The sequence below is a fragment of the Jannaschia seosinensis genome (assembly GCF_001408515.1).
GTDB classification, from domain to species: Bacteria; Pseudomonadota; Alphaproteobacteria; order Rhodobacterales; family Rhodobacteraceae; genus Jannaschia; species Jannaschia seosinensis.
In genome coordinates this window covers 46,067-67,094 of sequence record NZ_CYPR01000018.1, presented here as the reverse complement: position 1 = coordinate 67,094, position 21,028 = coordinate 46,067, and the positions used below count along the sequence as shown (strand labels likewise).

General features: G+C 68.0%; 24 protein-coding genes. 6 read left to right on the top strand and 18 right to left on the bottom strand.

The window, feature by feature from the left end:
* Nucleotides 1–69: 69 nt before the first annotated feature.
* The 7 genes from JSE7799_RS01850 to fabA form a co-directional block, all read right to left on the bottom strand.
* Complete coding sequence (locus JSE7799_RS01850) at nucleotides 70–1,026, bottom strand: threonine ammonia-lyase (protein ID WP_055662077.1); 957 nt, start codon at nucleotides 1,024–1,026, stop codon at nucleotides 70–72.
* The gene (locus tag JSE7799_RS01845; protein WP_055662076.1) at nucleotides 1,008–1,838 is read right to left on the bottom strand and encodes an alpha/beta fold hydrolase; all 831 of its coding nucleotides are present in this window, start codon (nucleotides 1,836–1,838) and stop codon (nucleotides 1,008–1,010) included. The genes JSE7799_RS01850 and JSE7799_RS01845 overlap by 19 nt, the downstream gene beginning before the upstream one ends.
* Complete coding sequence (locus JSE7799_RS01840) at nucleotides 1,839–2,528, bottom strand: haloacid dehalogenase type II (RefSeq protein WP_055662090.1); 690 nt, start codon at nucleotides 2,526–2,528, stop codon at nucleotides 1,839–1,841. It lies immediately after the preceding gene.
* Between the two features lie 49 nt (nucleotides 2,529–2,577).
* Complete coding sequence (locus JSE7799_RS01835; RefSeq protein WP_055662075.1) at nucleotides 2,578–2,991, bottom strand: hypothetical protein; 414 nt, start codon at nucleotides 2,989–2,991, stop codon at nucleotides 2,578–2,580.
* 130 nt (nucleotides 2,992–3,121) lie between these two features.
* Nucleotides 3,122–3,901, bottom strand: a complete 780-nt coding sequence (locus tag JSE7799_RS01830; RefSeq protein WP_055662074.1) for an enoyl-ACP reductase FabI — start codon at nucleotides 3,899–3,901, stop codon at nucleotides 3,122–3,124.
* A 5-nt stretch (nucleotides 3,902–3,906) separates the two neighbouring features.
* Complete coding sequence (fabB, locus tag JSE7799_RS01825; RefSeq protein WP_055662089.1) at nucleotides 3,907–5,136, bottom strand: beta-ketoacyl-ACP synthase I; 1,230 nt, start codon at nucleotides 5,134–5,136, stop codon at nucleotides 3,907–3,909.
* A 33-nt stretch (nucleotides 5,137–5,169) separates the two neighbouring features.
* A complete protein-coding gene (gene fabA / locus JSE7799_RS01820; protein WP_055662073.1) occupies nucleotides 5,170–5,679 on the bottom strand; it encodes a bifunctional 3-hydroxydecanoyl-ACP dehydratase/trans-2-decenoyl-ACP isomerase in 510 nt (169 codons plus the stop codon).
* Between the two features lie 138 nt (nucleotides 5,680–5,817).
* Between fabA and irrA the strand changes: the two genes are divergently transcribed.
* Nucleotides 5,818–6,252: an iron response transcriptional regulator IrrA gene (gene irrA, locus JSE7799_RS01815; RefSeq protein WP_055662072.1), complete on the top strand. Its 435-nt coding sequence runs from the start codon at nucleotides 5,818–5,820 to the stop codon at nucleotides 6,250–6,252.
* Between the two features lie 59 nt (nucleotides 6,253–6,311).
* Here the strand turns inward: irrA and JSE7799_RS01810 are convergent, their stop codons facing one another.
* From JSE7799_RS01810 to JSE7799_RS01790, 5 genes are all read right to left on the bottom strand, one after another.
* Nucleotides 6,312–7,061: a ParB/RepB/Spo0J family partition protein gene (locus tag JSE7799_RS01810; RefSeq protein WP_055662071.1), complete on the bottom strand. Its 750-nt coding sequence runs from the start codon at nucleotides 7,059–7,061 to the stop codon at nucleotides 6,312–6,314.
* Nucleotides 7,062–7,106: 45 nt separating this feature from the next.
* Complete coding sequence (locus tag JSE7799_RS01805; RefSeq protein WP_055662070.1) at nucleotides 7,107–9,173, bottom strand: molybdopterin-binding protein; 2,067 nt, start codon at nucleotides 9,171–9,173, stop codon at nucleotides 7,107–7,109.
* A complete protein-coding gene (mobB, locus tag JSE7799_RS01800) occupies nucleotides 9,161–9,625 on the bottom strand; it encodes a molybdopterin-guanine dinucleotide biosynthesis protein B (protein WP_306455387.1) in 465 nt (154 codons plus the stop codon). Before mobB ends, JSE7799_RS01805 begins: the two co-directional genes overlap by 13 nt.
* Before the next feature lie 5 nt (nucleotides 9,626–9,630).
* Nucleotides 9,631–10,230 carry a molybdenum cofactor guanylyltransferase MobA gene (gene mobA / locus JSE7799_RS01795; protein ID WP_055662068.1) on the bottom strand — a complete coding sequence of 200 codons (600 nt, stop codon included), beginning with the start codon at nucleotides 10,228–10,230 and terminating at the stop codon, nucleotides 9,631–9,633.
* A gap of 135 nt (nucleotides 10,231–10,365) precedes the next feature.
* A complete protein-coding gene (locus JSE7799_RS01790; protein WP_055662067.1) occupies nucleotides 10,366–11,205 on the bottom strand; it encodes a formate dehydrogenase accessory sulfurtransferase FdhD in 840 nt (279 codons plus the stop codon).
* 61 nt (nucleotides 11,206–11,266) lie between these two features.
* On the opposite strand from JSE7799_RS01790, the gene JSE7799_RS01785 reads away from it, so the two are divergent.
* Together JSE7799_RS01785 and JSE7799_RS01780 are read left to right on the top strand one after the other, a co-directional pair.
* The gene (locus JSE7799_RS01785; protein WP_055662066.1) at nucleotides 11,267–11,953 is read left to right on the top strand and encodes an AzlC family ABC transporter permease; all 687 of its coding nucleotides are present in this window, start codon (nucleotides 11,267–11,269) and stop codon (nucleotides 11,951–11,953) included.
* Entirely contained in the window at nucleotides 11,950–12,282 is a 333-nt protein-coding gene (locus tag JSE7799_RS01780; protein WP_055662065.1) for an AzlD domain-containing protein, read from the top strand. The genes JSE7799_RS01785 and JSE7799_RS01780 overlap by 4 nt, the downstream gene beginning before the upstream one ends.
* 22 nt (nucleotides 12,283–12,304) lie before the next feature.
* Here JSE7799_RS01780 and JSE7799_RS01775 read toward each other — a convergent pair whose 3' ends face one another.
* Complete coding sequence (locus tag JSE7799_RS01775) at nucleotides 12,305–12,796, bottom strand: Lrp/AsnC family transcriptional regulator (RefSeq protein WP_055662088.1); 492 nt, start codon at nucleotides 12,794–12,796, stop codon at nucleotides 12,305–12,307.
* A gap of 109 nt (nucleotides 12,797–12,905) precedes the next feature.
* On the opposite strand from JSE7799_RS01775, the gene ald reads away from it, so the two are divergent.
* Nucleotides 12,906–14,024, top strand: a complete 1,119-nt coding sequence (ald, locus tag JSE7799_RS01770; RefSeq protein ID WP_055662064.1) for an alanine dehydrogenase — start codon at nucleotides 12,906–12,908, stop codon at nucleotides 14,022–14,024.
* Nucleotides 14,025–14,062: 38 nt separating this feature from the next.
* Here the strand turns inward: ald and mscL are convergent, their stop codons facing one another.
* Entirely contained in the window at nucleotides 14,063–14,464 is a 402-nt protein-coding gene (mscL, locus tag JSE7799_RS01765) for a large conductance mechanosensitive channel protein MscL (RefSeq protein WP_055662063.1), read from the bottom strand.
* Nucleotides 14,465–14,616: 152 nt separating this feature from the next.
* Between mscL and JSE7799_RS01760 the strand changes: the two genes are divergently transcribed.
* Nucleotides 14,617–15,315, top strand: coding sequence for a glutathione S-transferase family protein (locus JSE7799_RS01760; protein WP_055662062.1), 699 nt, complete (start codon nucleotides 14,617–14,619; stop codon nucleotides 15,313–15,315).
* A 430-nt stretch (nucleotides 15,316–15,745) separates the two neighbouring features.
* Here JSE7799_RS01760 and pnp read toward each other — a convergent pair whose 3' ends face one another.
* Nucleotides 15,746–17,890: a polyribonucleotide nucleotidyltransferase gene (pnp, locus tag JSE7799_RS01755; protein WP_055662061.1), complete on the bottom strand. Its 2,145-nt coding sequence runs from the start codon at nucleotides 17,888–17,890 to the stop codon at nucleotides 15,746–15,748.
* A 230-nt stretch (nucleotides 17,891–18,120) separates the two neighbouring features.
* Nucleotides 18,121–18,390: a 30S ribosomal protein S15 gene (rpsO, locus tag JSE7799_RS01750; protein WP_055662060.1), complete on the bottom strand. Its 270-nt coding sequence runs from the start codon at nucleotides 18,388–18,390 to the stop codon at nucleotides 18,121–18,123.
* Between the two features lie 234 nt (nucleotides 18,391–18,624).
* Here rpsO and JSE7799_RS01745 point away from each other — a divergent pair, with 234 nt between their 5' ends.
* Complete coding sequence (locus JSE7799_RS01745; protein ID WP_055662059.1) at nucleotides 18,625–19,476, top strand: hypothetical protein; 852 nt, start codon at nucleotides 18,625–18,627, stop codon at nucleotides 19,474–19,476.
* Nucleotides 19,477–19,590: 114 nt separating this feature from the next.
* Here JSE7799_RS01745 and JSE7799_RS01740 read toward each other — a convergent pair whose 3' ends face one another.
* Both JSE7799_RS01740 and JSE7799_RS01735 read right to left on the bottom strand, forming a co-directional pair.
* The gene (locus tag JSE7799_RS01740) at nucleotides 19,591–20,469 is read right to left on the bottom strand and encodes an alpha/beta hydrolase (RefSeq protein WP_055662058.1); all 879 of its coding nucleotides are present in this window, start codon (nucleotides 20,467–20,469) and stop codon (nucleotides 19,591–19,593) included.
* A complete protein-coding gene (locus JSE7799_RS01735) occupies nucleotides 20,466–20,996 on the bottom strand; it encodes a DUF1643 domain-containing protein (RefSeq protein ID WP_055662057.1) in 531 nt (176 codons plus the stop codon). The genes JSE7799_RS01740 and JSE7799_RS01735 overlap by 4 nt, the downstream gene beginning before the upstream one ends.
* Nucleotides 20,997–21,028: the final 32 nt, after the last annotated feature.

Sequence of the window (21,028 nt, the reverse complement as noted above, 5' to 3'; positions counted from 1 at the left end):
CTGAAGACGGCGCCCTCCGCGCCGCCTAACCAAGTACCGAAATCCTTGGCCCCCACGCAGCCTCGCGCCTCAAAGGGTCGCCAGCGCCCGCTCGAACACCGCCCGGTCCACGTTGCCGCCTGTCGCCACCGCGCAGACATCGCCGTCGTGATGAAACAGCGCCGCCGCCAGCGCCACCGCACCACCCGGCTCCACCACGATGCGCAGATGCTGCCACGCCAGCGCCATGGCACGCAACGCCTCCTCGTCGCTCACGACCATGCCCGCCCCGCACAGACGCGACAGGATCGGAAAGGTGATCTCGCCGGGCGCGGGCGTCAGCACGGCATCGCACAAGCCCGTGCGCGGAGGGTTCATCACGATCCGCCCCTCGGTCAGCGATCGAGCAACGTCGTCGAACCCTTCGGGCTCGCAGGGCCGCACCACGGCCCGTCCCTCCAGCGCCAGCGCCACGCCCGCGGTCAAACCGCCGCCGCCGCAACAGACCAGCACCTCGCCCACCTCCTCCGGAAGATCCTCCGCGATCTCCAGCCCGCAGGTTCCCTGCCCCGCAATCACCCGCAGGTCGTCATAGGGCTTCACCAGTTCCAACCCGCGTTCCGCCTGCAAACCCGCGCCAATCGCCTCGCGCGACTCGGTGGCCCGGTCATAGAGCACCACCTCCGCGCCGTAGCCGCGCGTATTGGCAACCTTCACCGCCGGCGCGTCCGACGGCATCACGATCACCGCCGCCCGCCCCTGCATCCGCGCCGCCAACGCCACGCCCTGCGCATGGTTGCCGGAGGAATAGGCCACGACTCCGCGCCCCTCGGGCAGGGTGGAGAGCGCGGCATAGGCTCCCCGGAACTTGAAGCTCCCGGTCAATTGCAGGCATTCGGCCTTGACGTGGATGCGCCGCCCGAACGCCGCATCGAGCGTCGGCGCGTTCAGCAGCGGCGTGCGCAGGGCCTTGCCCGCGATCCGGTCCGCCGCCGCACGGATTTCCGCGAGGCCGACGGACGGCGCACTCAGATCGACATCGTCCATTCGTTCAGCGCCTCCAGCGCCTCCGGTTCGTCAAGGAACGGCACATGGCCCCGGCCCGGAACCTCCGCCACGATCATGTCGGGCCGCCGGCGCACCATCTCGGCCAGCGTCGCGGACGAGAGCAGGTCGGAATTCTCTCCCCGGATACAGGCCAGCGGCACGCCGTCGAGCGCATCGAACAGCGGCCAGAGATCGGACATCGACGGCGCCGCCAACAGCGCATCGCGCAGCCGCGCATCGTAAGTCAGCGCCAGCCCCCCCTCGGGGCGCGGCCGGTAGCGCCGCTCCGCCTCCTCCCGCCAGCGCGAGGCGGGAACGTCCGCAAAACCCGCCATCGCCGTCGCCAAGCCCAGCGCCGCCTCGTCCAGATCGGCCGCCACCGGGTCGCGCCCGACATAGTCGCGGATCACGTCGAGCCCCGCCTCCGCGACCTCCGGCCCGATATCCACGAGGCACAGGCCCGCCAGGCGCGGCTTGGCCATGACCGCAAGCGACATGCCGATCAGCCCGCCGCGCGACGTCCCCAGCACCGCCACCCGGTCGAGCTTCAGATGATCGAGCAGCTCCAGCACGTCGCGCGCCTCGGTCGGCACGTCGTATGTCTGCCAGTCGGGCGCGCGCTGCGACCGGCCACGGCCGCGGTAGTCGAGGCGGATCACCCGGTGCGCATCCACGAGATACGGCAGGACGTAATCGAAATCGGTCGAGTTCCGCGTCAGCCCTGCAAGGCACAGGATCGGCGGCCCGTCACCGCCCGCGCCCTGATCCTCGTACCACAGGCGCAGATTGTCGGAGGTGCGGAATTCGGGCATCTACAGCTTCCCGGCCAGGGCGGGCAGGCCCGACAGGTCGTCCATGATGTGCCCGGGCCGCGCATGCAGCCGGTCGACGGGCGCGCCCGCGCGGTTCACCCAGACCGTCTCGAAGCCGTAAGCTCCGGCCGCCGCCACGTCCCAGCCGTTCGCGGAGACAAACAGGACCCTCCCTGCTTCGCAGCCGAAGGCCCGGCCGACCATGTCGTAGACCTTCGAGGAGGGCTTGTAGACACCGACGCTTTCGACCGACAGGACGTGGTCCAGAAGCCGCCCGATCCCGGCCGAGGCCACCGCCTCCTGCAGCATCTCGGGCGAGCCGTTCGAGAGGATCCCCGTCCCCATCCCGCCGTTCTTGAGCGCCTCCAGCACCTCGAGCACTTCGTCATAGGCAGACAGGGAGCGGTACAAGCCCATCAGGCGGTCGCGCAGCGCAGTATCACCGGCCAGCCCCTCGGCCTCCATCGCCCAATCGAGTGCGTCGCCCGTCACCTGCCAGAAATCCGCATGATCGCCGGTGATGGCCCGCAGCCACGAATATTGCAGTTGCTTGTCGCGCCATGCGACGGCCAGCACCCGCCACCGGTCGGCCAGCACGGGAAAATCTCCCGCCTCGGCCGTCTCGCGCGCGGCCGAGGTCACGTCGAACAACGTGCCGTAGGCGTCGAAAATGCAGGTGTCGATGGCCATGGCCGCCCCCGTCAAATGGATCGGCGCGACATTCGCACGGGGTGCGGCGCTATTCCAGCCCGCGCGGCACCGTCGCGCAACCGGCCGCCCCCGCGACATTGCGGTCGCCCCGGTCCTGCGCTTGCGCATTACGCGCCCGCTCCGCCCGGAATTCAGCTTCGTCTAGGCCCACGACTCGCGCCATCATCGCCGTCACATCCACCGGGCCCGACCCGCCCGCCGCGATGCGCGCCGCCTCGCGCGCGGACGCATCCCCCGGCCCGCCCGGGCAAGTCTCGGGAGCGAGCACCTCCGCAAGGGCCTCTCCCCGTAGATCCGCCCGCGCGACCGACGCCGTCTCGACCCCGCCAGACAGGCTGTCGAGGACGGAGACCCCGGTCAGGACGATGATTGCGGTCAATACGATCCAGTCGAATGTCACGAAACCGCGTTCGCGCCGAATGAACTTTTCGAGACAAGCCATGCGCCGCGTCCCCTTTGTCCTGATTCCCGCGTTAACCTTATTCGCCGGTCATGGCGGGAATGGGGCAAAGGGCTTCGGCAGGACCGGATTTTTTCGATCCCGCCGAAAATCGATCGCGCGGGTCGCGGGTTCAGAGATTGTCGGGCTGCGGCATCCCCATCACGTGGAAGCCGCCATCCACATGCACGACCTCGCCCGTCGTGCAGGCGCCCGCATCGGAGGCGAGCCAGACGGCCGTGCCGCCCACCGCCTCCAGCGTGGCATTGGCACGCAGCGGGGCGTTGGCCTCCGCGTGACGGAAGGTGCGCCGCGCGCCGCCGATCGCGGCCCCGGCCAGCGTCTTCATCGGGCCGGGCGAGATCGCGTTCACCCGGATGCCCTGCGGCCCGAGATCGGCGGCGAGATAGCGCACCGACGCCTCCAGCGCGGCCTTCGCCACGCCCATCACGTTGTAATAAGGCATCACCCGCCGCGACCCGTCGAAGGTCAGCGTCAGGATCGTGCCGCCCTCGGTCATCAGCGGCATCGCCCGGCGCGTCACCTCGATCAGCGAATAGCAGGAGATGTCGAGCGAGTGCTTGAAGTTCGCCCGGCTGGTATCGACGAACCGCCCCGTCAGCTCCGACTTGTCGGAATAGGCGACCGCGTGGACCACGAAGTCGAGCCGCCCCCAATCCGCCAGTTCCGCGAAAGCGCGGTCCAGCGACGCCTCGTCGGTCACGTCCACATCGACCAGCACAGTGGACCCGAGGCTTTCGGCCAAGGGCTGCACCCGCTTGCTGAAGGCCTCGCCCTGATAGCTGAAGGCCAGTTCCGCCCCCGCATCCGACAGCGCCCGCGCGATGCCCCAGGCGATGGACCTGTCATTGGCGACGCCCATCACCAGCCCGCGCTTGCCGCTCATGTTCATGGGGCTCACTCCCGGTGCTTCGAGATGATGACGGTCCCGTTGGTGCCGCCGAACCCGAAGGAATTCGACAGGATCGAGTCGATCTCGACCTCTTCGCGCAGTTCGGTCACGATCTCGGCGGGATCGAGCTGCGGGTCCAGTTCGGTGACGTTGATCGACGGCGCGATGAAGCCGTGATTCATCATCAGCATCGAATAGATCGCCTCCTGCACCCCGGTGGCGCCGAGGCTGTGGCCGGTCATCGACTTGGTCGAGCCGATCGGCGGGGTCGATCCCTCGCCCCAGATGTTGCGGCAGGCCACGACTTCCTTGATGTCGCCCACCGGCGTCGAGGTGCCGTGCGCATTGATGTAGCCGATGCTCCGGTCCTCGGGCATCTGCGACAACGCCAGACGCATCGCCCGCTCGCCGCCCTCGCCCGAGGGGGCGACCATGTCGGCCCCGTCCGATGTCGCGCCGTAGCCCGTCACCTCGCCGTAGATCGTGGCGCCGCGCGCCAGCGCCCGGTCCCGCTCCTCCAGAACCACGACGCCCGCGCCGCCCGCGATGACGAAGCCGTCGCGCGTCGCGTCATAGGGGCGGGAGGCCTTCTCGGGCGTATCGTTATATTTCGACGACATCGCGCCCATCGCGTCGAACAGGCACGACAGCGTCCAATCCACCTCCTCGCCGCCGCCGGCGAAGACGATGTCCTGCTTGCCGAACTGGATCTGCTCGACCCCGTTGCCCATGCAATGCAGCGATGTCGTGCAGGCCGAGGTGATCGAGTAGTTCACCCCCTTGATCCCGAACGGCGTGGCGAGGCACGCGGAGTTCGTGGACGACATGCAGCGCGTCACCATGAACGGACCCATCTTCTTCGGGCTGCCCTTGTTGATCACGGTGTCGAAGGCGGTGAAGAAGTTCGACGTGGACGGCCCGCCGGAGCCCATCACGAGGCCCGTGCGCTCGTTGGAGACCTCGTTCTGCTCCAGCCCCGAATCCGCGATCGCACGCTCCATCGCGATGTAGTTGTAGGCCGCGCCCGGCCCCATGAACCGAAGCTGGCGCTTGTCGATATGATCCTCGAGCACGATGTCCGGCACCCCATGCACCTGGCTGCGGAACCCGTGCTCGGCATAGCTTTCGGAGAAGGTGATTCCCGACTTGCCCGCGCGCAGGCTGGCCTCGACCTCCTCGGGCGTGTTTCCGATGGGCGAGACGATCCCGATCCCGGTGACGACGACGCGACGCATCATGGGCTTCTCCTTGAAATGCTTGTGCGAAGATCAGCTCTCGGAGAGCGCGACCTTCATGTCCTTGACCTGATAGATCACCTCGCCGTCGGCCTCGACGATGCCGTCGGCCACACCCATCGTCAGGCGGCGGCTCTGGACGGCCTTGGTGAAATCGACCTTGTAGGTCAGCATCTTGCGATCGGGCCGCACCATCCCCGTCAGCTTCACCTCGCCCACGCCCAGCGCATAGCCGCGCCCCTGCCAGCCGCGCCAGCCGAGGTTGAACCCCGTGAGCTGCCACAACCCGTCGAGGCCGAGACAGCCCGGCATGATCGGATTGCCCGGAAAGTGGCACTCGAAGAACCACAGGTCCGGCGTGATGTCGAACTCCGCGACCACATGGCCCTTGCCGTGCGCGCCGCCATCGGCCGAAATGTCGGTGATGCGGTCCATCATCAGCATCGGCGGCTCGGGGAGCTGCGCATTGCCGGGGCCGAACAATTCGCCCCGGGCGCAACGAAGAAGGTCCTCACGGTCGAACTGTGTCGGATATTGGCTCATGGATCCCCCCCGGAAACGGTCAGGTCCCTCTATCACCTCGTGTTTCGGCCTCGCAACCCTGCGTGATCGGGTGACGCGCCGGGGCTTTTTCCCGAAACCGTTTGAAAAACGTCACAATCGCACCCTATATGGAAGGTGATGACGACCACACCGGATACCGACACGCAACGTGCCCGCGGCGAGGCCTGGCTGGCCCGCGCGAACCTGCGCCCCACGCGGCAGCGGGTTCTCTTGGCCTCCCTCCTCGTGGGCGACGGATGGGACCGGCACGTGACGGCCGAATGGCTGCACGACGCCGCGCGCCGGTCGGGCGACAAGGTCTCTCTCGCCACCGTCTACAACACGCTGCGCGCCTTTACCGATGCCGGCCTCGTGCAGGAGATCACGGTCGACGGCACCGGCTCCTATTTCGACACCCGCCTCGACGATCATCCCCATTTCTACTGGGAGGACGGGGCCCGCCTGACCGATGCGGGCCACGAGGCAATGCAAATCGTCAACCTTCCCGAGGCGCCCGAAGGCACCGAGATCGCGAAGGTCGACGTGGTGATCCGGCTGCGCGCAAAACCGTAGCCCGATTTTTTCGCAAGCCGGAACAACGTGTTGCGGCGATTACCCATGGGTAATCGGTCTCAATCCTTGCGCGCGAGGAACGCGTCGAGCGCACCCTTCAGGTGAAGGCCGCTCAGATCCGCATCGTATTCGATCCGCATCTTGCGACCCACGCGCCGGACGGTAACGCCTCGCACGCCATGGCGGAACCGGAACGTCCGCGCCTCCTCCTTCGCCGCAGGCCCCCCTCCCATCGCAGCAGCCAGCGCGGCCGTGACCTTCGCCGCCGACAGGCCCGGCGCAATGCCCTGCGCCGCCTCGATCAGACGCGGGTCGTCGAGCCACGGCGCCAGGGCGCGGGCGTGCCGCTCCCGCAGCGCGGCGCGCGAGGGATAGGCCGCGACGACGGCGTCGGGCATCCGCGCGAGCGTCAGCAGGCGCGTAAGGTGCGGCAGGCTGACCCCGATCCGCGCGGCCATCGCCTTCCGGTCTCCGCCATAATGCGCCTCCACCGCCGCTGCATAGCTGCGCGCGCGGTCGAGATCATACAGATCGGCCCGGTGCCGGTTCTCCGCATCGCGCAGCACGAACGCCGCCTCGTCGTCGAGGTCACGCATCTGGCCGCGCACCTCCACGCCCACCGCGCGGCAGGCCGCCACCCGCCGCGCCCCGCAGACCAGCTCCGGCCCGTCGCAATCGCGCAGGATCACCGGCACCTGCTGGCCCAGATCGCGGATCGACGCGATCAGATCGCTCAGATCGGCGGCCGCGAGGTCGCGGTCGTGGGTGTCGGGAATTCGGATGGTATCGGGATCATAGTCATGGATCATTCTGGCCTCCTGTGAAGGCCGTTCAATCCAAGCCAGAGCGCCGCGTCAGGCAAGCCCGAGCGCCGTGAACGGAATGTAGCGGACCGGATCCCCCTCGGATACCTCCACCGCGGCATCCGGAAGTTCCACGAACCCTTCGGCCCAGGACAGGCCCGAAACGAGGCCCGAGCCCTCGGACCGGAACACCTCCGCCCGGCCACCCCGCAGCCGCGCGCGCAGCACCTCGCGCCGCCCGGCCTTCTTGCGCTTGGCGAACGCCGCCGGAACGACCAGCGCCTCCGGCTCCCGCCATCCGGCGCCGGCCATCTGGAACAAGGCGGGGCGCGCGAACAGGGCCGCGCAGGTGAAGGCCGCCACCGGATTGCCCGGCAGCCCGAAGAGCGGCACCCCGTTCCAGCGCCCGAGCACCAGCGGCCGACCCGGCTTGATCGCGATTCGCCAGTGGTGGACACCCCCGCGTTCGCGCATCAGGCGCGACAGATGATCCTCGTCGCCCGCGCTCGCGCCGCCGGAGGTCAGGATCGCATCCGTCGCGGCCGCGTCGAGCGTGGCGGCCAGCGCATTGGCGTCGTCCGGCGCATGCCCCAGATCGACCGCCTCGAACCCCCACCCGCGCAGCACCGCCAGAAGCATCGGGCGGTTCACGTCCGGGATACCTTCGCCCGCGCCCGGCGCGACGATCTCGTCTCCCGTCGACAGCACGCCCACCCGCAGCCGCGCCCGCACCGGCAAGGTCCCGTGCCCGGCGGCGATGGCGAAGGCGAGGTCGGTCGGGCGCAGGATCGTGCCGGCGGCGAGAACCGCGCCCCCCTCGGCCACGTCCTCGCCCGCCGCGCGCGTATTGGCGCCGCGCTTCGGCACGGCCTTGAGGTGCAGGCGACCCTCCGCGACGGCCGCATCCTCCTGCAGGGCCACGGTGTCGGCTCCGTCCGGCACCTCCGCCCCGGTCAGGATCCGCACCGCCTCGCCCGGATGCAGGGGTCCGGCAAAGGGCTGCCCCGCCGCCGCCCGCCCCTCGGCCACGGGCACCGGCCCGGGGGCGAGCGTGCCATGCGCGAAAGCCCACCCATCGACGGCGGCATTGGCGGCGGGCGGGTTCGACCGGCGCGCGACGACATCCTCCGCCAGCACGCGCCCCGCCGCATCGCCGATCGCCAGCCGCTCCGCCGCCACGACGCAGGGGGACGCCTCCCGCAACGTGGCCAGCGCGGTATCGACCGGCGTCCATTCCATACCCGGCGGAAGGGCGAAGCAGTCGGAGGGCGGGCGCGCGGAGGCAGGCACGGGAAGCGGACCATCTGCCCCGACGCCGAGGATCCATCCCTCCTCCACGGCGATAAGCGCCGCATCCGGGATGGTGCCCGGTGCCGTGAACCACTCCGCCGGCGCGGCGCGCAGTGCATTGGCCGTGGCGATGACCTGTCCCGCATCCCGGATCGGATGCTCCGCAGGCGCAAACAGGCTCGGGTAGATTTCGGCCAGCACGATCCGCGCATCCGAATGCGCAAAACCTGTCTCCTGCGGCCAGACGGCGAGGTCGGGGTGCCGCGCGCGCAGCTTCGCGAGGGCGGCGAGGCCGACCAGACTTTGCGAGCCGACCGCCCCGCTATAGGCGAGCTGCCAGACCGATTTGGCGCCCCGGCACCGCATCTCCACCGCACGATGCTCGTCGAGGACATGATCCACGCGCGACGTCTTTTTCGGGGGCAAATCGGGAAGGTCGAGATGCGCGTCGCGTCCCCAGAACGGCCCGATGCCGGGAAAGGCACGGTTGATCCGCTGCGCCACCTCGTAGCGGTTGTTGGCGTTGTCCGGCCCGTCCACGATCCGCGCCGCCAGCCAGTCCCAGACCGCCAGCGCCTCGTCCCGCCCGGTCAGCGCACCGGCAAAGCCCGGCGGGTAGCCCATGGCGAAGTCGAACCCCAGAAGCGTCCGGTGCCCCCGCGCAAGCCACGCCTCGATCCAGTCGAGCGCACCGGCACGGGTGGGAAAATACGCGACCTCCTGCACCCCGCCCAGATCGGCGCAGACCCAGATTGCGTCCTTGCGCGGCGTGGGCCCTGTCGGCGTGGCGGCGGCGGACCAGTCGGCGACGACGATCAGGTCGAACATATGAAATCCGCGATGCTTGGCACGTCGTCGAGGTCGAGGATCCGTTGCGTGACCTCCGGCACCCCCGTCGCCGCGACAGCGCGGATGGCCGGGTCGGCGGCGGCCAGCGGCGCGCGGCCGGTCTCGGGGCGCCAGACCTCGATGCGGGGATGGCTGCCGCGCTTCCACCCCTCGGCCAGCACCACGTCGCAGGGTGCAAGACGTTCGAGCAGCAGGTCGATCGACGGCTCCGCCACCTCCTCCAGAAGCGCGAGCCGCCGGTCAGTCGCCAGGATCACCTGCCGCGCACCGGCGACGCGATGGCGATGCGTGTCGGTGCCCGGCGTCTCGAGGTCGATGGCATGGTGGGTGTGCTTGAGCGTGCTCACGGCGAGGCCCCGCGCCGTCAGTTCCGCCACGAGGCGTTCGGTCAGCGTGGTCTTGCCCGCATCCTTGTGGCCGATGATGCCCATCAGGATCACGTCATCGCCTCCGCCGCCGCGAGATCCTCGGGCGTGTTCACGTTGAAGAACGGGTTGATCGGATCGGTCGGGAAGATTGCGAGGCCGGCCTCGTGGCGGTCGGTCCAGTGCAGGATCTTGCGGATGCCGTCCCCGAGCGCCGTGCGCAGGTCGTCGCGCAGCGCCGTGGGCCAGAGCCCGAAGGTCGGCTGCGGCCAGATCCTGTCGTCCTCCTGCGTGGCCGCGAGTGCGAGGCCCGATGGCCCCGCGGCGGCCAACAGGCGCGGCACGAGATCGGGCGGCAGGAACGGCGTGTCGGCCGCCGCCGTGACGATGTGCGGGCAACCCTGCGCCGCCGCCCAGTCGAGCCCGGCGAGCACGCCCGCCAGAGGCCCGGGCCGGTCGGGTATCGTGTCGGGCAGGACCGGCAGACCGAGATCGGCCCAGCGCGCCGGATCGTCGTTGGCGTTGAGCGCCAAGGCGTCCACCTGCGGGCCGAGCCGGGCGATGACGCGCGCGATCAGGGGCGTGCCCGCGACGACGAGGCGCCCCTTGTCGCCGCCGCCCATCCGCGTCGCCCGCCCGCCGGCGAGGATCAGGCCGTGGGGCTGGATCATGGCGACACCGTCACGACTGTCCGATCGGAAGGCGACGCTACCGGCAAGTCCGAAGGCGGCGGGGTATATCGGGACGCAGACCGTCCTCGGTCGCTTCGCTGTCGAGGCAACGGTGCAAAAGGTTGCGGAGACGCATCACGTTTCGGCATCGGCATCCTCCCAGACCACCCGCGTCTCGCCAGACAGGCAGACGAATCGCTCGCCCTTCATGCGACCGATCACGGTCAGACCAACCTGCCGCGCGATCTCCACGCCCCATGCGGTGAAGCCGGAGCGGGAGACCAGCGCCGGGATTCCCATGAGCGCGCATTTGATGACCATTTCGGAGGTCAGGCGGCCGGTCGTGTAGAGGGTCTTGTCGGATGGATCCACGCCCTCCTGCCGCATCCAGCCGGCAAGCTTGTCGACCGCGTTGTGGCGGCCGACATCCTCGAAATAGGCAAGCGGATCGGGCCCTTGGCACAGGCAGGTCCCGTGGATCGCCCCGGCGGCAAGATAGAGGCTGGGCGTGCGATTGATGGCCTGGCTCAGGGCGCGCAGATCGGCGACGCGGACGGGCGTGGCCGGCAGGGTGAGGTCCTCGAGCCCCTCCATCATGTCGCCGAAGACCGTGCCCACGGCGCAGCCCGACGTGCGCGTCGCGCGGGCCAGCTTGGCCTCGTGGTCGGTCTCCCGCGCGGTGCGGACGATGACGGTCTCGAGTTCCTCGTCATAATCGATGCCGGTCACGTCGTCGGAGGTCCGAACCATGCCCTGATTGACGAGAAAGCCGAGGGCCAGCCATTCGGGGTGATCCCCGATCGTCATCGCGGTCACGATTTCGCGGGAATTGAGGTAGATCGTCAGCGGCCGCTCCTCCACCACGCGCAGATCGACCGGCGCGCCGGTCTGGTCGCGGCCGGTGACCGCACGGGTCAGGCGGGACGCCTCCGGGTCCGGGGCGACGCGAAGCGAGGCGGGGGTCTGGGTGGACATGGCCTTCGTCCTTCGGCACGGCTGCGTCGCAGGATGTCCGCCACCGGAAGGGGATGCAAGCATGACCGAAACACGCCCCTTCTTGCGCGGGGTGGCCGAGGGGCTGCCCTTCATCCTCATCATGGTGCCGTTCGGCCTTCTGTTCGGGGTGCTGGCCTCGGAGGCGGGGCTGCCGGTGACGCAGGTCATCGCCTTTTCGGTCATCGTGATTGCGGGCGCGGCGCAATTCACGGCGGTGCAGCTCATGGTCGATCAGGTGCCCGCGATCATAGTCGTGCTGTCGGCGCTGGCGGTGAACCTGCGGATGGTGATGTATTCGGCGTCGATCGTGCCGCATCTGGGCGCCGCCCCGATGTGGCAGCGGGGCCTGATCGCATATCTGCTGGTCGATCAGACCTATGCGCTGGCAGCCGCGGCCTATGAGCGGGAGCGGACATGGAGCGTCGCGGACCGGGTGCGCTATTTCGCGGGCACGGCGGCGCCGGTCTTTCCCGCCTGGGTCGGCGGGACTTGGGCGGGGGCGGCGCTGGGCGCGCGGGTGCCGGCGTCATGGCCGCTCGACTTCGCGCTGCCGCTCTGCTTCCTCGCGCTGGTCGGGCCGCTCCTCAAGAGCCGGGCGCATGTGGCGGCGGCCTTCGTGTCGGTCGTGATGGTCCTCGCGCTCTGGTGGGTTCCGTGGGGCCTCGGCCTGATCTTCGCCGCCTTGGCCGCAATGGCCGTCGGCGCCGAGGTGGAGCGGCGGACATGAGCGCGGTTGAGATCGGCGGCGCCGGCACCTGGTGGGTGATCGTGGCGCTCGGGGGGCTGACCTACCTCACGCGGTTCGTGTTCCTCGGGCTCGTGGGCGACCGTCCCCTGCCTGACTGGCTGCTGCGGCATCTGCGCTATACCGGGGTGGCCGTCCTGCCCGGACTGGTCGCGCCCCTGATCCTGTGGCCCGAAGCCACCGGCGGCGCGCCCGATGCGGCCCGGCTCGTGGCGGCGGCGGTAACGCTGACCGTCGGGGCGTGGCGGCGCGACGTGATTCTGGCGGTGGTGGCGGGGGCGGCGACGCTGGGTCTGGCGGGGCTTTTGTGACGGATCCCGGGATGCGGCGTGGCTAGGTTACGTCCACCGGCAGGGCCGTCGTCGCGCAGACGGTCTTGAGGGCGAAGGCGCTCTGCATCCGGACAACCCCCGGCAGGCGGGCGAGATGGCGGCGATGGATGCGGGCGAAATCCTCGCTGTCGCGGGCAACGACCTTGAGCAGGTAATCATTCGCCCCCGTCATCAGGTGACATTCCAGCACATCCGGCACCCGCGCGACGGCCGTCTCGAAGGCAACAAGCACCTCGTCGGCCTGACTGGCGAGGCTGATTTCCACGAAGACGATCGCCGACCGCCCGACCGCCCGCGGATTGACCAGCGCCACCGTCCGGTCGATCACGCCCGACGCCTGCAACCGCTGCAGACGACGGTGGCAGGCGGAGGTAGACAGCGCGAGCCGCTCGGAAAGCTGTGCCGCGGTCAGGGCGGCGTCCTGCTGGATCAGGCGCAGAAGGCGGGCATCGGTTTCGTCGATCTGAGGCTTCACGCAAATTCTTCCCGGCATGTCGCGATCCAACGCGCGGATTTCCCGCCAAACCGCTCCGTTACGTCCGGAGTAGGGATTTCGCGGAGCCCTGTCGAGCGTATCGTGATCCAAAATCAGGAGGTAAATTATGCGCATCGGTTGCCCCAAGGAGATCAAGCCGCAGGAGTTCCGCGTGGGCATGACGCCCGCCGCCGCGCTCGAAGCGGTCAATCACGGCCACGAGGTCCTGATCGAGACCGGCGCCGGGCTGGGCTCCGGTTTCGAGGACGCGGAATACGTCACCGCGGGCGCCCGGATCGCCGACAGCGCGGAGGAAGTCTTCGCCGAAGCCGACATGATCGTGAAGGTGAAAGAGCCGCAGGCCGTCGAGCGCAAGCGCCTGCGCGAGGGTCAGGTCCTGTTCACTTATCTGCACCTCGCCCCCGATCCGGACCAGACGCGCGACCTGCTGGAATCCGGCGCGACCTGCATCGCCTATGAGACGGTGACCGACCGCACCGGCGGTCTGCCCCTGCTCGCTCCGATGTCGGAGGTGGCCGGACGGCTGGCCCCGCAGGTCGGCGCATGGACCCTGCAGAAGGCCAATGGCGGACGCGGCACCCTGCTGGGCGGCGTGCCCGGCGTGGGACCGGCGAGCGTCGTCGTCATCGGCGGCGGCGTGGTCGGCACCCATGCGGCGCGAATCGCGGCGGGCATGGGGGCGGATGTCACCGTGCTCGACCGGTCGCTGCCGCGGCTGCGCTACCTCGACGACGTGTTCGGCTCGGTCTTCCGCACCCGCTATGCCAGCGCGGGCAACGTGGCCGAAATGGTGCTCGGCGCGGATCTCGTGATCGGCGCGGTGCTGATCCCCGGCGCGGCGGCGCCCAAGCTCGTCACGCGGGACCAGTTGCCGCAGATGAAGACCGGCGCGGCCATTGTGGACGTGGCGATCGACCAAGGCGGCTGCTTCGAGACGTCGAAGGCGACCACGCACGAGAACCCGATCTACGAGGTGGACGGGGTGATGCATTACTGCGTGGCCAACATGCCGGGCGCAGTGGCACGGACCTCGACGCTGGCGCTCGGCAACGCGACGCTGCCCTTCCTTCTGTCGCTGGCCGATCATGGCTGGAAGGCGGCCTGCGCGGCCGACCCGCATCTGGCGGCGGGCCTGAACGTCCATGCCGGGCAAATCACCTATCGTGCCGTGGGCGATGCGCTGGGCCTGACCTCCATCGATACGAAGACGCTCCTCACCGCGTGAGGGGCGCCTTGTGCGGCGCCCCCCCCTTCGCATGCGGATCATTCCGTCGGGGTGGCGCGGCCGCTGCGCAGGGAATCGCGGATCTCAATCAGCACGTCGACCTCCGAGGGTCCGGTCGGAACCTCGGGGGCGACATCGTCCGGCTTCTCGGCGGTGGACTTCACCCGGTTCACCGCCTTGACCAGCAGGAAGACCACGACCGCGATGATCAGGAAGTTGATCACGGCCGTGATGAAATTGCCGTACATGAACTGCGCCTCGCCGAGCCCGAAGCTGAGCCCGCTGAAGTCGTAGCCGCCGACGAAGAGACCGATCAGCGGGTTGATCAGGTCCGCGACGAGGCTGTTGACGATGGCCGTGAAGGCCGCGCCGATGATGATCCCCACGGCGAGATCCATCACGTTGCCCTTGGCGATGAAGTCCTTGAATTCCTCGATCATGGTCTGTCCCTTGTGTCGTTGCGGCCTTGGGTTCCGCCGTCGCGCGGCCCCGCTGCGCACAGCCCTGTCCTCATATCCGCACGATTTCCACCGGTTTCGTTCGGCGTGTGGCGGCTTAGTTGTCGTGGGCAATCGCGACAAAGGAGCCATTCATGGCCGACCTCTCCGCCTTTCCAATCGCCCGAAAATGGGTACCGCAGGACCCGACGAAGCTGCAACTCTTCAGCTTCCCGACGCCGAACGGGGTCAAGGCATCCATCATGCTCGAGGAGACGGGGCTTCCCTACGAGGCGCATCGCGTGACGCTATCGGATGAAGACGTGAAATCCGAGGCATTCCTGTCGCTCAACCCAAACAACAAGATCCCCGCGATCATCGACCCGGACGGGCCCGGCGGGCCGATCGGCCTGTTCGAGAGCGGGGCAATCCTGCTCTATCTTGGGGAGAAGACCGTCAAGTTTCTCGGGCGGGATGCGGCGGCCAAGGCGCATGTGACCCAGTGGCTGATGTGGCAGATGGGCGGACTTGGGCCGATGTTCGGGCAGCTCGGCTTCTTCGTGAAGTTCGCGGGCAAAAACATCGACGACCCGCGCCCCCGCGAGCGTTACGTCGGCGAGGCGAAGCGGCTTCTCGGCGTCGTGGCCGGGGCATTGGAGGGGCGGGAATGGATCGCGGACGACTTCTCGGTCGCCGACATCGCCATCGCTCCGTGGCTCAACGCGCTGAACTTCTATGAGGCGAAGGACCTGGTCGGCTGGAACGATCATCCCGTCCTGCAGGACTACCTCGACCGGTTCATGGCACGAGAGGCGGTCAAGCGGGGCATGAACATACCGCCGCGCGAAGCCTGAACGCCCGACGGTGCCCGGTGCATCCCCGATGTGCCGAGCGCGATCAGGCGATGGACGAGGCGGCCCAGAGCAAAGATCCGAGGAACAGCGAGAGAGCGGCCGCCATAACGGCGATTTCGGTACGATCTGTCATGATGGCGTTATGGCCCTCGAATCTTCATGTTTGTTTAACAGGGGCATTCCGACCACGGGGAAGTTCCACCCGTGGTTAACGTCGCGCGCAAAAGTGGCAAAAATTAGAGCAATCCGACTCAGACGGAATTGATTGCACGGCAACGCATCGGCTTTGCGGCCGCACCCGAAAAACAACGATGTCTGAGGTCGGTCGCCGTCCCGCAGAACCCGCAGGCGGTCGGTTCGGATGCCGGGCACGCGCCCCCGCGATCCGGAATGGCGGCGGCCGGAAAACCCGGCCGCCGCGCATGTTCGATCAGGCTTCTTCGCCCGTCTTTTCCTCGTCCGACTTCTCTTCGCCGGTCTCCTGGTCGACCATCTTCATGGCCAGCCGGACCTTGCCGCGATCGTCGAAGCCCAGAAGCTTCACCCAGACCTCCTGGCCCTCCTTGAGGACGTCGGACGGGTGGTTCAGCCGCTTGTTCTCGATCTGGCTGACATGGACCAGCCCGTCGCGCTTGCCGAAGAAGTTCACGAAGGCGCCGAAATCGACGATCTTCACGACCTTGCCGCGATAGACCTTGCCCTCTTCCGGCTCCGCCACGATCGAGTGGATCATGTCGTAGGCCTTCTGGATGGCCTCGCCGTTGGCGGACGCGATCTTGATCGTGCCGTCATCCTGAATGTCGACCTTGGCGCCGGAGGTTTCCACAATCTCGCGGATGACCTTGCCGCCCGAGCCGATGACTTCCCGGATCTTGTCCGTCGGGATCTGCATCGTCTCGATGCGCGGGGCGTGGGCCGAGAACTCGGTACGTCCCTGCGTGAGCGCCTTCGACATCTCGTCGAGGATGTGCTGACGGCCCTGCTTGGCCTGGGCCAGCGCAGTCTCCATGATCTGGGGCGTGATGCCCGCGACCTTGATGTCCATCTGGAGCGAGGTGATCCCCTCTTCCGTGCCGGCCACCTTGAAGTCCATGTCGCCGAGGTGGTCCTCGTCGCCAAGGATGTCCGTCAGGACCGCGTAGTCGCCGTCATCCTCGAGCACGAGGCCCATGGCGACGCCCGCAACGGGGGCCTTGAGCGGCACGGCCGCATCCATCATCGCCAGCGACGCACCGCAGACCGTGGCCATCGAGGACGACCCGTTCGATTCCGTGATCTCGGAGACGAGACGGATCGTGTAGGGGAAATCCGTCGCCGAGGGCAGAACCGCCTGCAACGCACGCCAGGCGAGCTTGCCATGGCCGATCTCGCGCCGGCCCGGAGGTCCGAAGCGGCCCGTTTCGCCGACCGAATAGGGCGGGAAGTTGTAGTGCAGCAGGAAGTTGGAGCGGAAGTTGCCGTGCAGCGCGTCGATGATCTGCTCGTCATCGCCGGTGCCCAGCGTGGTGACGATCAGGCCCTGCGTCTCGCCGCGGGTGAACAGCGCGGATCCGTGCGTGCGCGGCAGCAGGCCCACCTCGCAATCGATGGCGCGCACCTCGTCGAGGGCCCGGCCGTCGATCCGCTTCTTGTTCTTCACGACGTCGCCGCGAAGCACCTTGGACTCCAGCTTCTTGAGCGCGGTGCCGAGATTGGGATCCTCAAGCTCCTCCTCGCTCAACTCGGCCTTGATGGCCTCCTTGGCGGCGGAGACGGCGTTCGTGCGCGCCTGCTTGTCGAGGATGCCGTAGGCGTCGCGCATCTTCTGCTCGCCGATCTGGCTGACGCGGTCGAGGAGCGCCGAGTAATCGGGCGCCTGGAAGTCGAACGGCTCCTTCGCGGCGTCCTCGGCCAGGTTGACGATCAGGTCGATCACCGGCTGCATCTGCTCGTGGCCAAACTTGACCGCGCCCAGCATCTCGGTCTCCGAAAGCTCATAGGCCTCGGATTCGACCATCATCACGGCGTCCTTGGTGCCCGCGACGACGAGGTCGAGACGCTGCTCGGGGTTGGTCTTGAGCCCCTGCATGTCGTCCACGGACGGGTTCAGCACGTATTCCCCGTCGACGAAACCCACGCGGGCGCCGGCGATCGGACCGCGGAAGGGCGCGCCGGAGATCGTCAGCGCGGCGGATGCGGCGATCATCGCGACGATATCGGGGTCGTTCTCGAGGTCGTGGCTCAGCACGGTGCAGATCACCAGCACCTCGTTCTTGAACCCGTCGACGAAGAGCGGGCGGATCGGCCGGTCGATCAGACGCGACGTCAGCGTCTCTTTCTCGGTCGGCCGCGCCTCGCGCTTGAAGAAGCCGCCGGGCACTTTGCCGGCCGCGTAGTATTTCTCGTTGTAATGCACCGTCAGGGGGAAGAAGTCCTGCCCCGGCTTGGGCTGCTTGGCATAGGTAACGGCGGCCATGACGGAGGTTTCGCCATAGGTGGCGATCACGCAGCCGTCGGCCTGACGGGCGATCTTGCCCGTCTCCAGGGTGAGGGTGTCGTGCCCCCACTCCATCTCTTTCTTCACGATGTTGAACATGTGTCATCCTGTCTGGGGACGGTCCCGGCCCTCCGGGTTCCCCGTTGATTGGCGGCCCCATTGCCGCCGGCCCCCTCATCGTTTCCATGCGCCGGGGCCGTGGCGTCACGTCTCAGATGGGCGCCACATAAGCGCTTTTCATGCAAATGGGAAGCACGCCGCGCCCGCCCTCACGAACGAAAAAGGGCCGCATCCGAAGATGCGACCCTTTGGTCGGAATGTCCTCGGCCTCAGCGGCGGATGCCGAGGCGCTTGATGAGATCCTGGTAGCGGGCCTCGTCCTTGCCGCGGGCGTAATCCAAAAGCTTCCGGCGCTGCGCGACCAGCTTGAGCAGGCCACGGCGCGAATGGTTGTCTTTCTTGTGCGTCTTGAAGTGCTCGGTCAGCGTGGTGATGCGCGACGTCAGGATCGCGACCTGCACCTCCGGAGAGCCGGTATCGCCGTCCTTGGTGGCGAATTCCTTGATCAGACGGTTCTTTTCTTCGACAGTGATCGACATCGGGTCCTCCTTCGGGTCGGGACGGCGCAAGCCGGGATGTCGTCCAGCAGGGCCCATATGGAAGCGCGCCGCATAGGACATGGACGCCGCGAAGGGAAGTGGAATTCGACGTGCCGCCGTTAACGTTTTGACCACTTTCGCATGTCACGGATAACAAAAGGTGCGAATGCTGCGGTAAAACACCTTCATCCCGTTCCGCCCCGCCGGAACGCCGCCGTGTCGAGAGGTGATGTCATGTTCCTGATCGCGGGCCTCTTTGGCCTCTTCGTATCCGGATTGATGATCGCCCTTCCCGCAATGAAGGCCTCAAGGGAAGAAGATGCCGTGGCCGAAGGGCCGAACGCGATGAGCGACGCGGACAGGCAGGAAGATGCGCCTCCGGGCAACAAGGGAAGTTCGCCGCTGCTCGACGCTTTGGGCCTCGGAGATCGGGCGCATTCGGGTGGCGGGGCAACCGATGAGCCGGCCGATCCCTTCGACGATCTCGACGATGACGCGGAGGAGCTTGCCGTGCCCGACGCCTCCGGCGCGAAGGCGCGCGACTTCGAAGGGCATTCGCTGTTTGGTGGTTCGTCGGGCAGCACGGTCATCGGGTCGGCGGCCACCGACCTCCTTTCGGGCGACATTGTATCCGATGACGCTGTTCCGACCGACAATGCCGGGACGGATAGCCATACAAGCGACGACGTCGGCGATATGGTCGAAGAACGCTCGGGCGCGGAGCGGCTTTTCGAGGACGAGGAGCACGAGACGATGGAAAGCGCGGCAGACGACGAGATCTTCGACGCTACGGAGACGGACAGCGACCGGAGCGACCCTGTCGCCGAAGCCCCTCAGTCCGACGCGGTTACGAAGGCGCCGGAGGCCGATCCGGAACATGAGAGCGACGCGCCGGTGGTCATGGATTTCGATCTGGCCGAGGACGTGATCGAACTGGCGGTCGCGGGCGATGCGGAGGATGTCGAGGTCGATCTCCTCGAGGACGAGGGCGGCACCTCGATCAGCATCGACGGAGAGATCGTGCTTCGCGTCGTGGGGGTGACAGGCCTCGAGGCTCATCACCTTCGGCTCGTCGAAGCTGCCTGACGGGAGGCTGTCGGTCGAGGCCTCGCCGCGTCGGGACCAATCCTTGAAGCTCCACATCCAGTGCACCCGAACGACGCATCAAACCGGTTGCGCCGCGACCGGCACCGGACGACCTTAGCGGAAGAATCCGGCCAGCGCGGCGGCCACCGCCTCCGGCGCCTCCTCCATCGCGAAGTGACCCGATTTGACGGAACTGTCCGTCACATCGTCGGCCCAGTTGCGCCAGATCGCCGCCGGATCTCCGGTCGAGGCGGGAAAGCCATGCCGCGCCCAGACGAAGTGGAGCGGTGCTGCGATGCGACGGCCGGCGGCGCGATCCTCCGCGTCGATCCGGCGGTCGAAATGAAAGCCCGCACGGTAATCCGCGCACATCGCGGCAAGGCGCATGGGATCGGCGGCCTGCGCACGGTAGCTGCGAAGCGCATCCGGCGCGAAAGGCTCAAGGGACTTCGACAGGGTCCAGGAGGCGAGCGTGTGGTCGATCCAGGCCTCCGGCGCGCCGCCGATCAGACGCTCCGGCATCGGCGCTGGCTGCGCGAGGAAGTTCCAGTGGTAGGCTTTGTGCGCCAGATCCGCCGACCAGGCCTCCCAGAAGTCGAGCGTCGGGACGACCTCCAAGATAGCGAGACGGCGCAGACGCTCCGGATGGTCCAGTGCGAAGCGGTAAGCCACGCGCGCGCCGCGATCGTGCCCGGCGACATCCGCCGCATCGATCCCAAGCGCATCGAGCACCGCGACGAGATCCGCGGCCATGCGACGCTTGGAATAGGTTGCATGTTCGTCATCGTCCTTGGGCGCGTCGCTCTCACCATAGCCGCGCAGATCCGGCAGGATGCAGGTCCGCCCCTGCGCAAGCGCGGGCAGGACCGGCAGCCAGCAGCGGTGATTTTGCGGAAACCCGTGGAGCAGGACCAGCGGCGGTCCCTCCCCCGCAACCCGGACCGCGATGCGGGTGCCATCCTCGGCGGTGACATCATGACGGCTCAGGTTCATCGGCTCACCTCCGGCGCGGGCAGCCAAGGCTCCGGCTGCACCGCATAACCGATATAGAGCGGATGCTTCGGATGCCCGCCCTTCGACAGGCCCAGCGTGGCAAGAGGCCGGTCCGTTGCGCGTAGCAACCGCGCGACCTCCTCTCCGCGACCCAGATGCGCGCCATGCGTGCCCCAGGCGCACACCGTCAGGTCGGCCCAAAGCGCCGCATCGCGGATCGCGGCATCGTTCGCCGGACCGCCTACCGGATCGGCGGCGGCGCGCATATCCTTCGGATCGGTCGCCCGCCACGCGAAGATGTTGGTCACGCGGAAGGCGCCGAAGCCCAGCGCGCGGGCCCGACGCTCGCACCGCTCGACCGTGGGATCGTTGGCGATCTCGGTCGCGGTCGAGGGATTGAGCATGACGAACGCGACCCGCCCGCCCGTCGCGTCCCAGACCCGGGTCAGGTCGTAACGGTAGAGCATGTCGGGGGAATAGGTGGCGGTCGACGGCGCGTCGCCTTTGGTATGGGTCCGGACGATCATGCCACCGATGTGCCAGCCCCGGCGCGATCCGG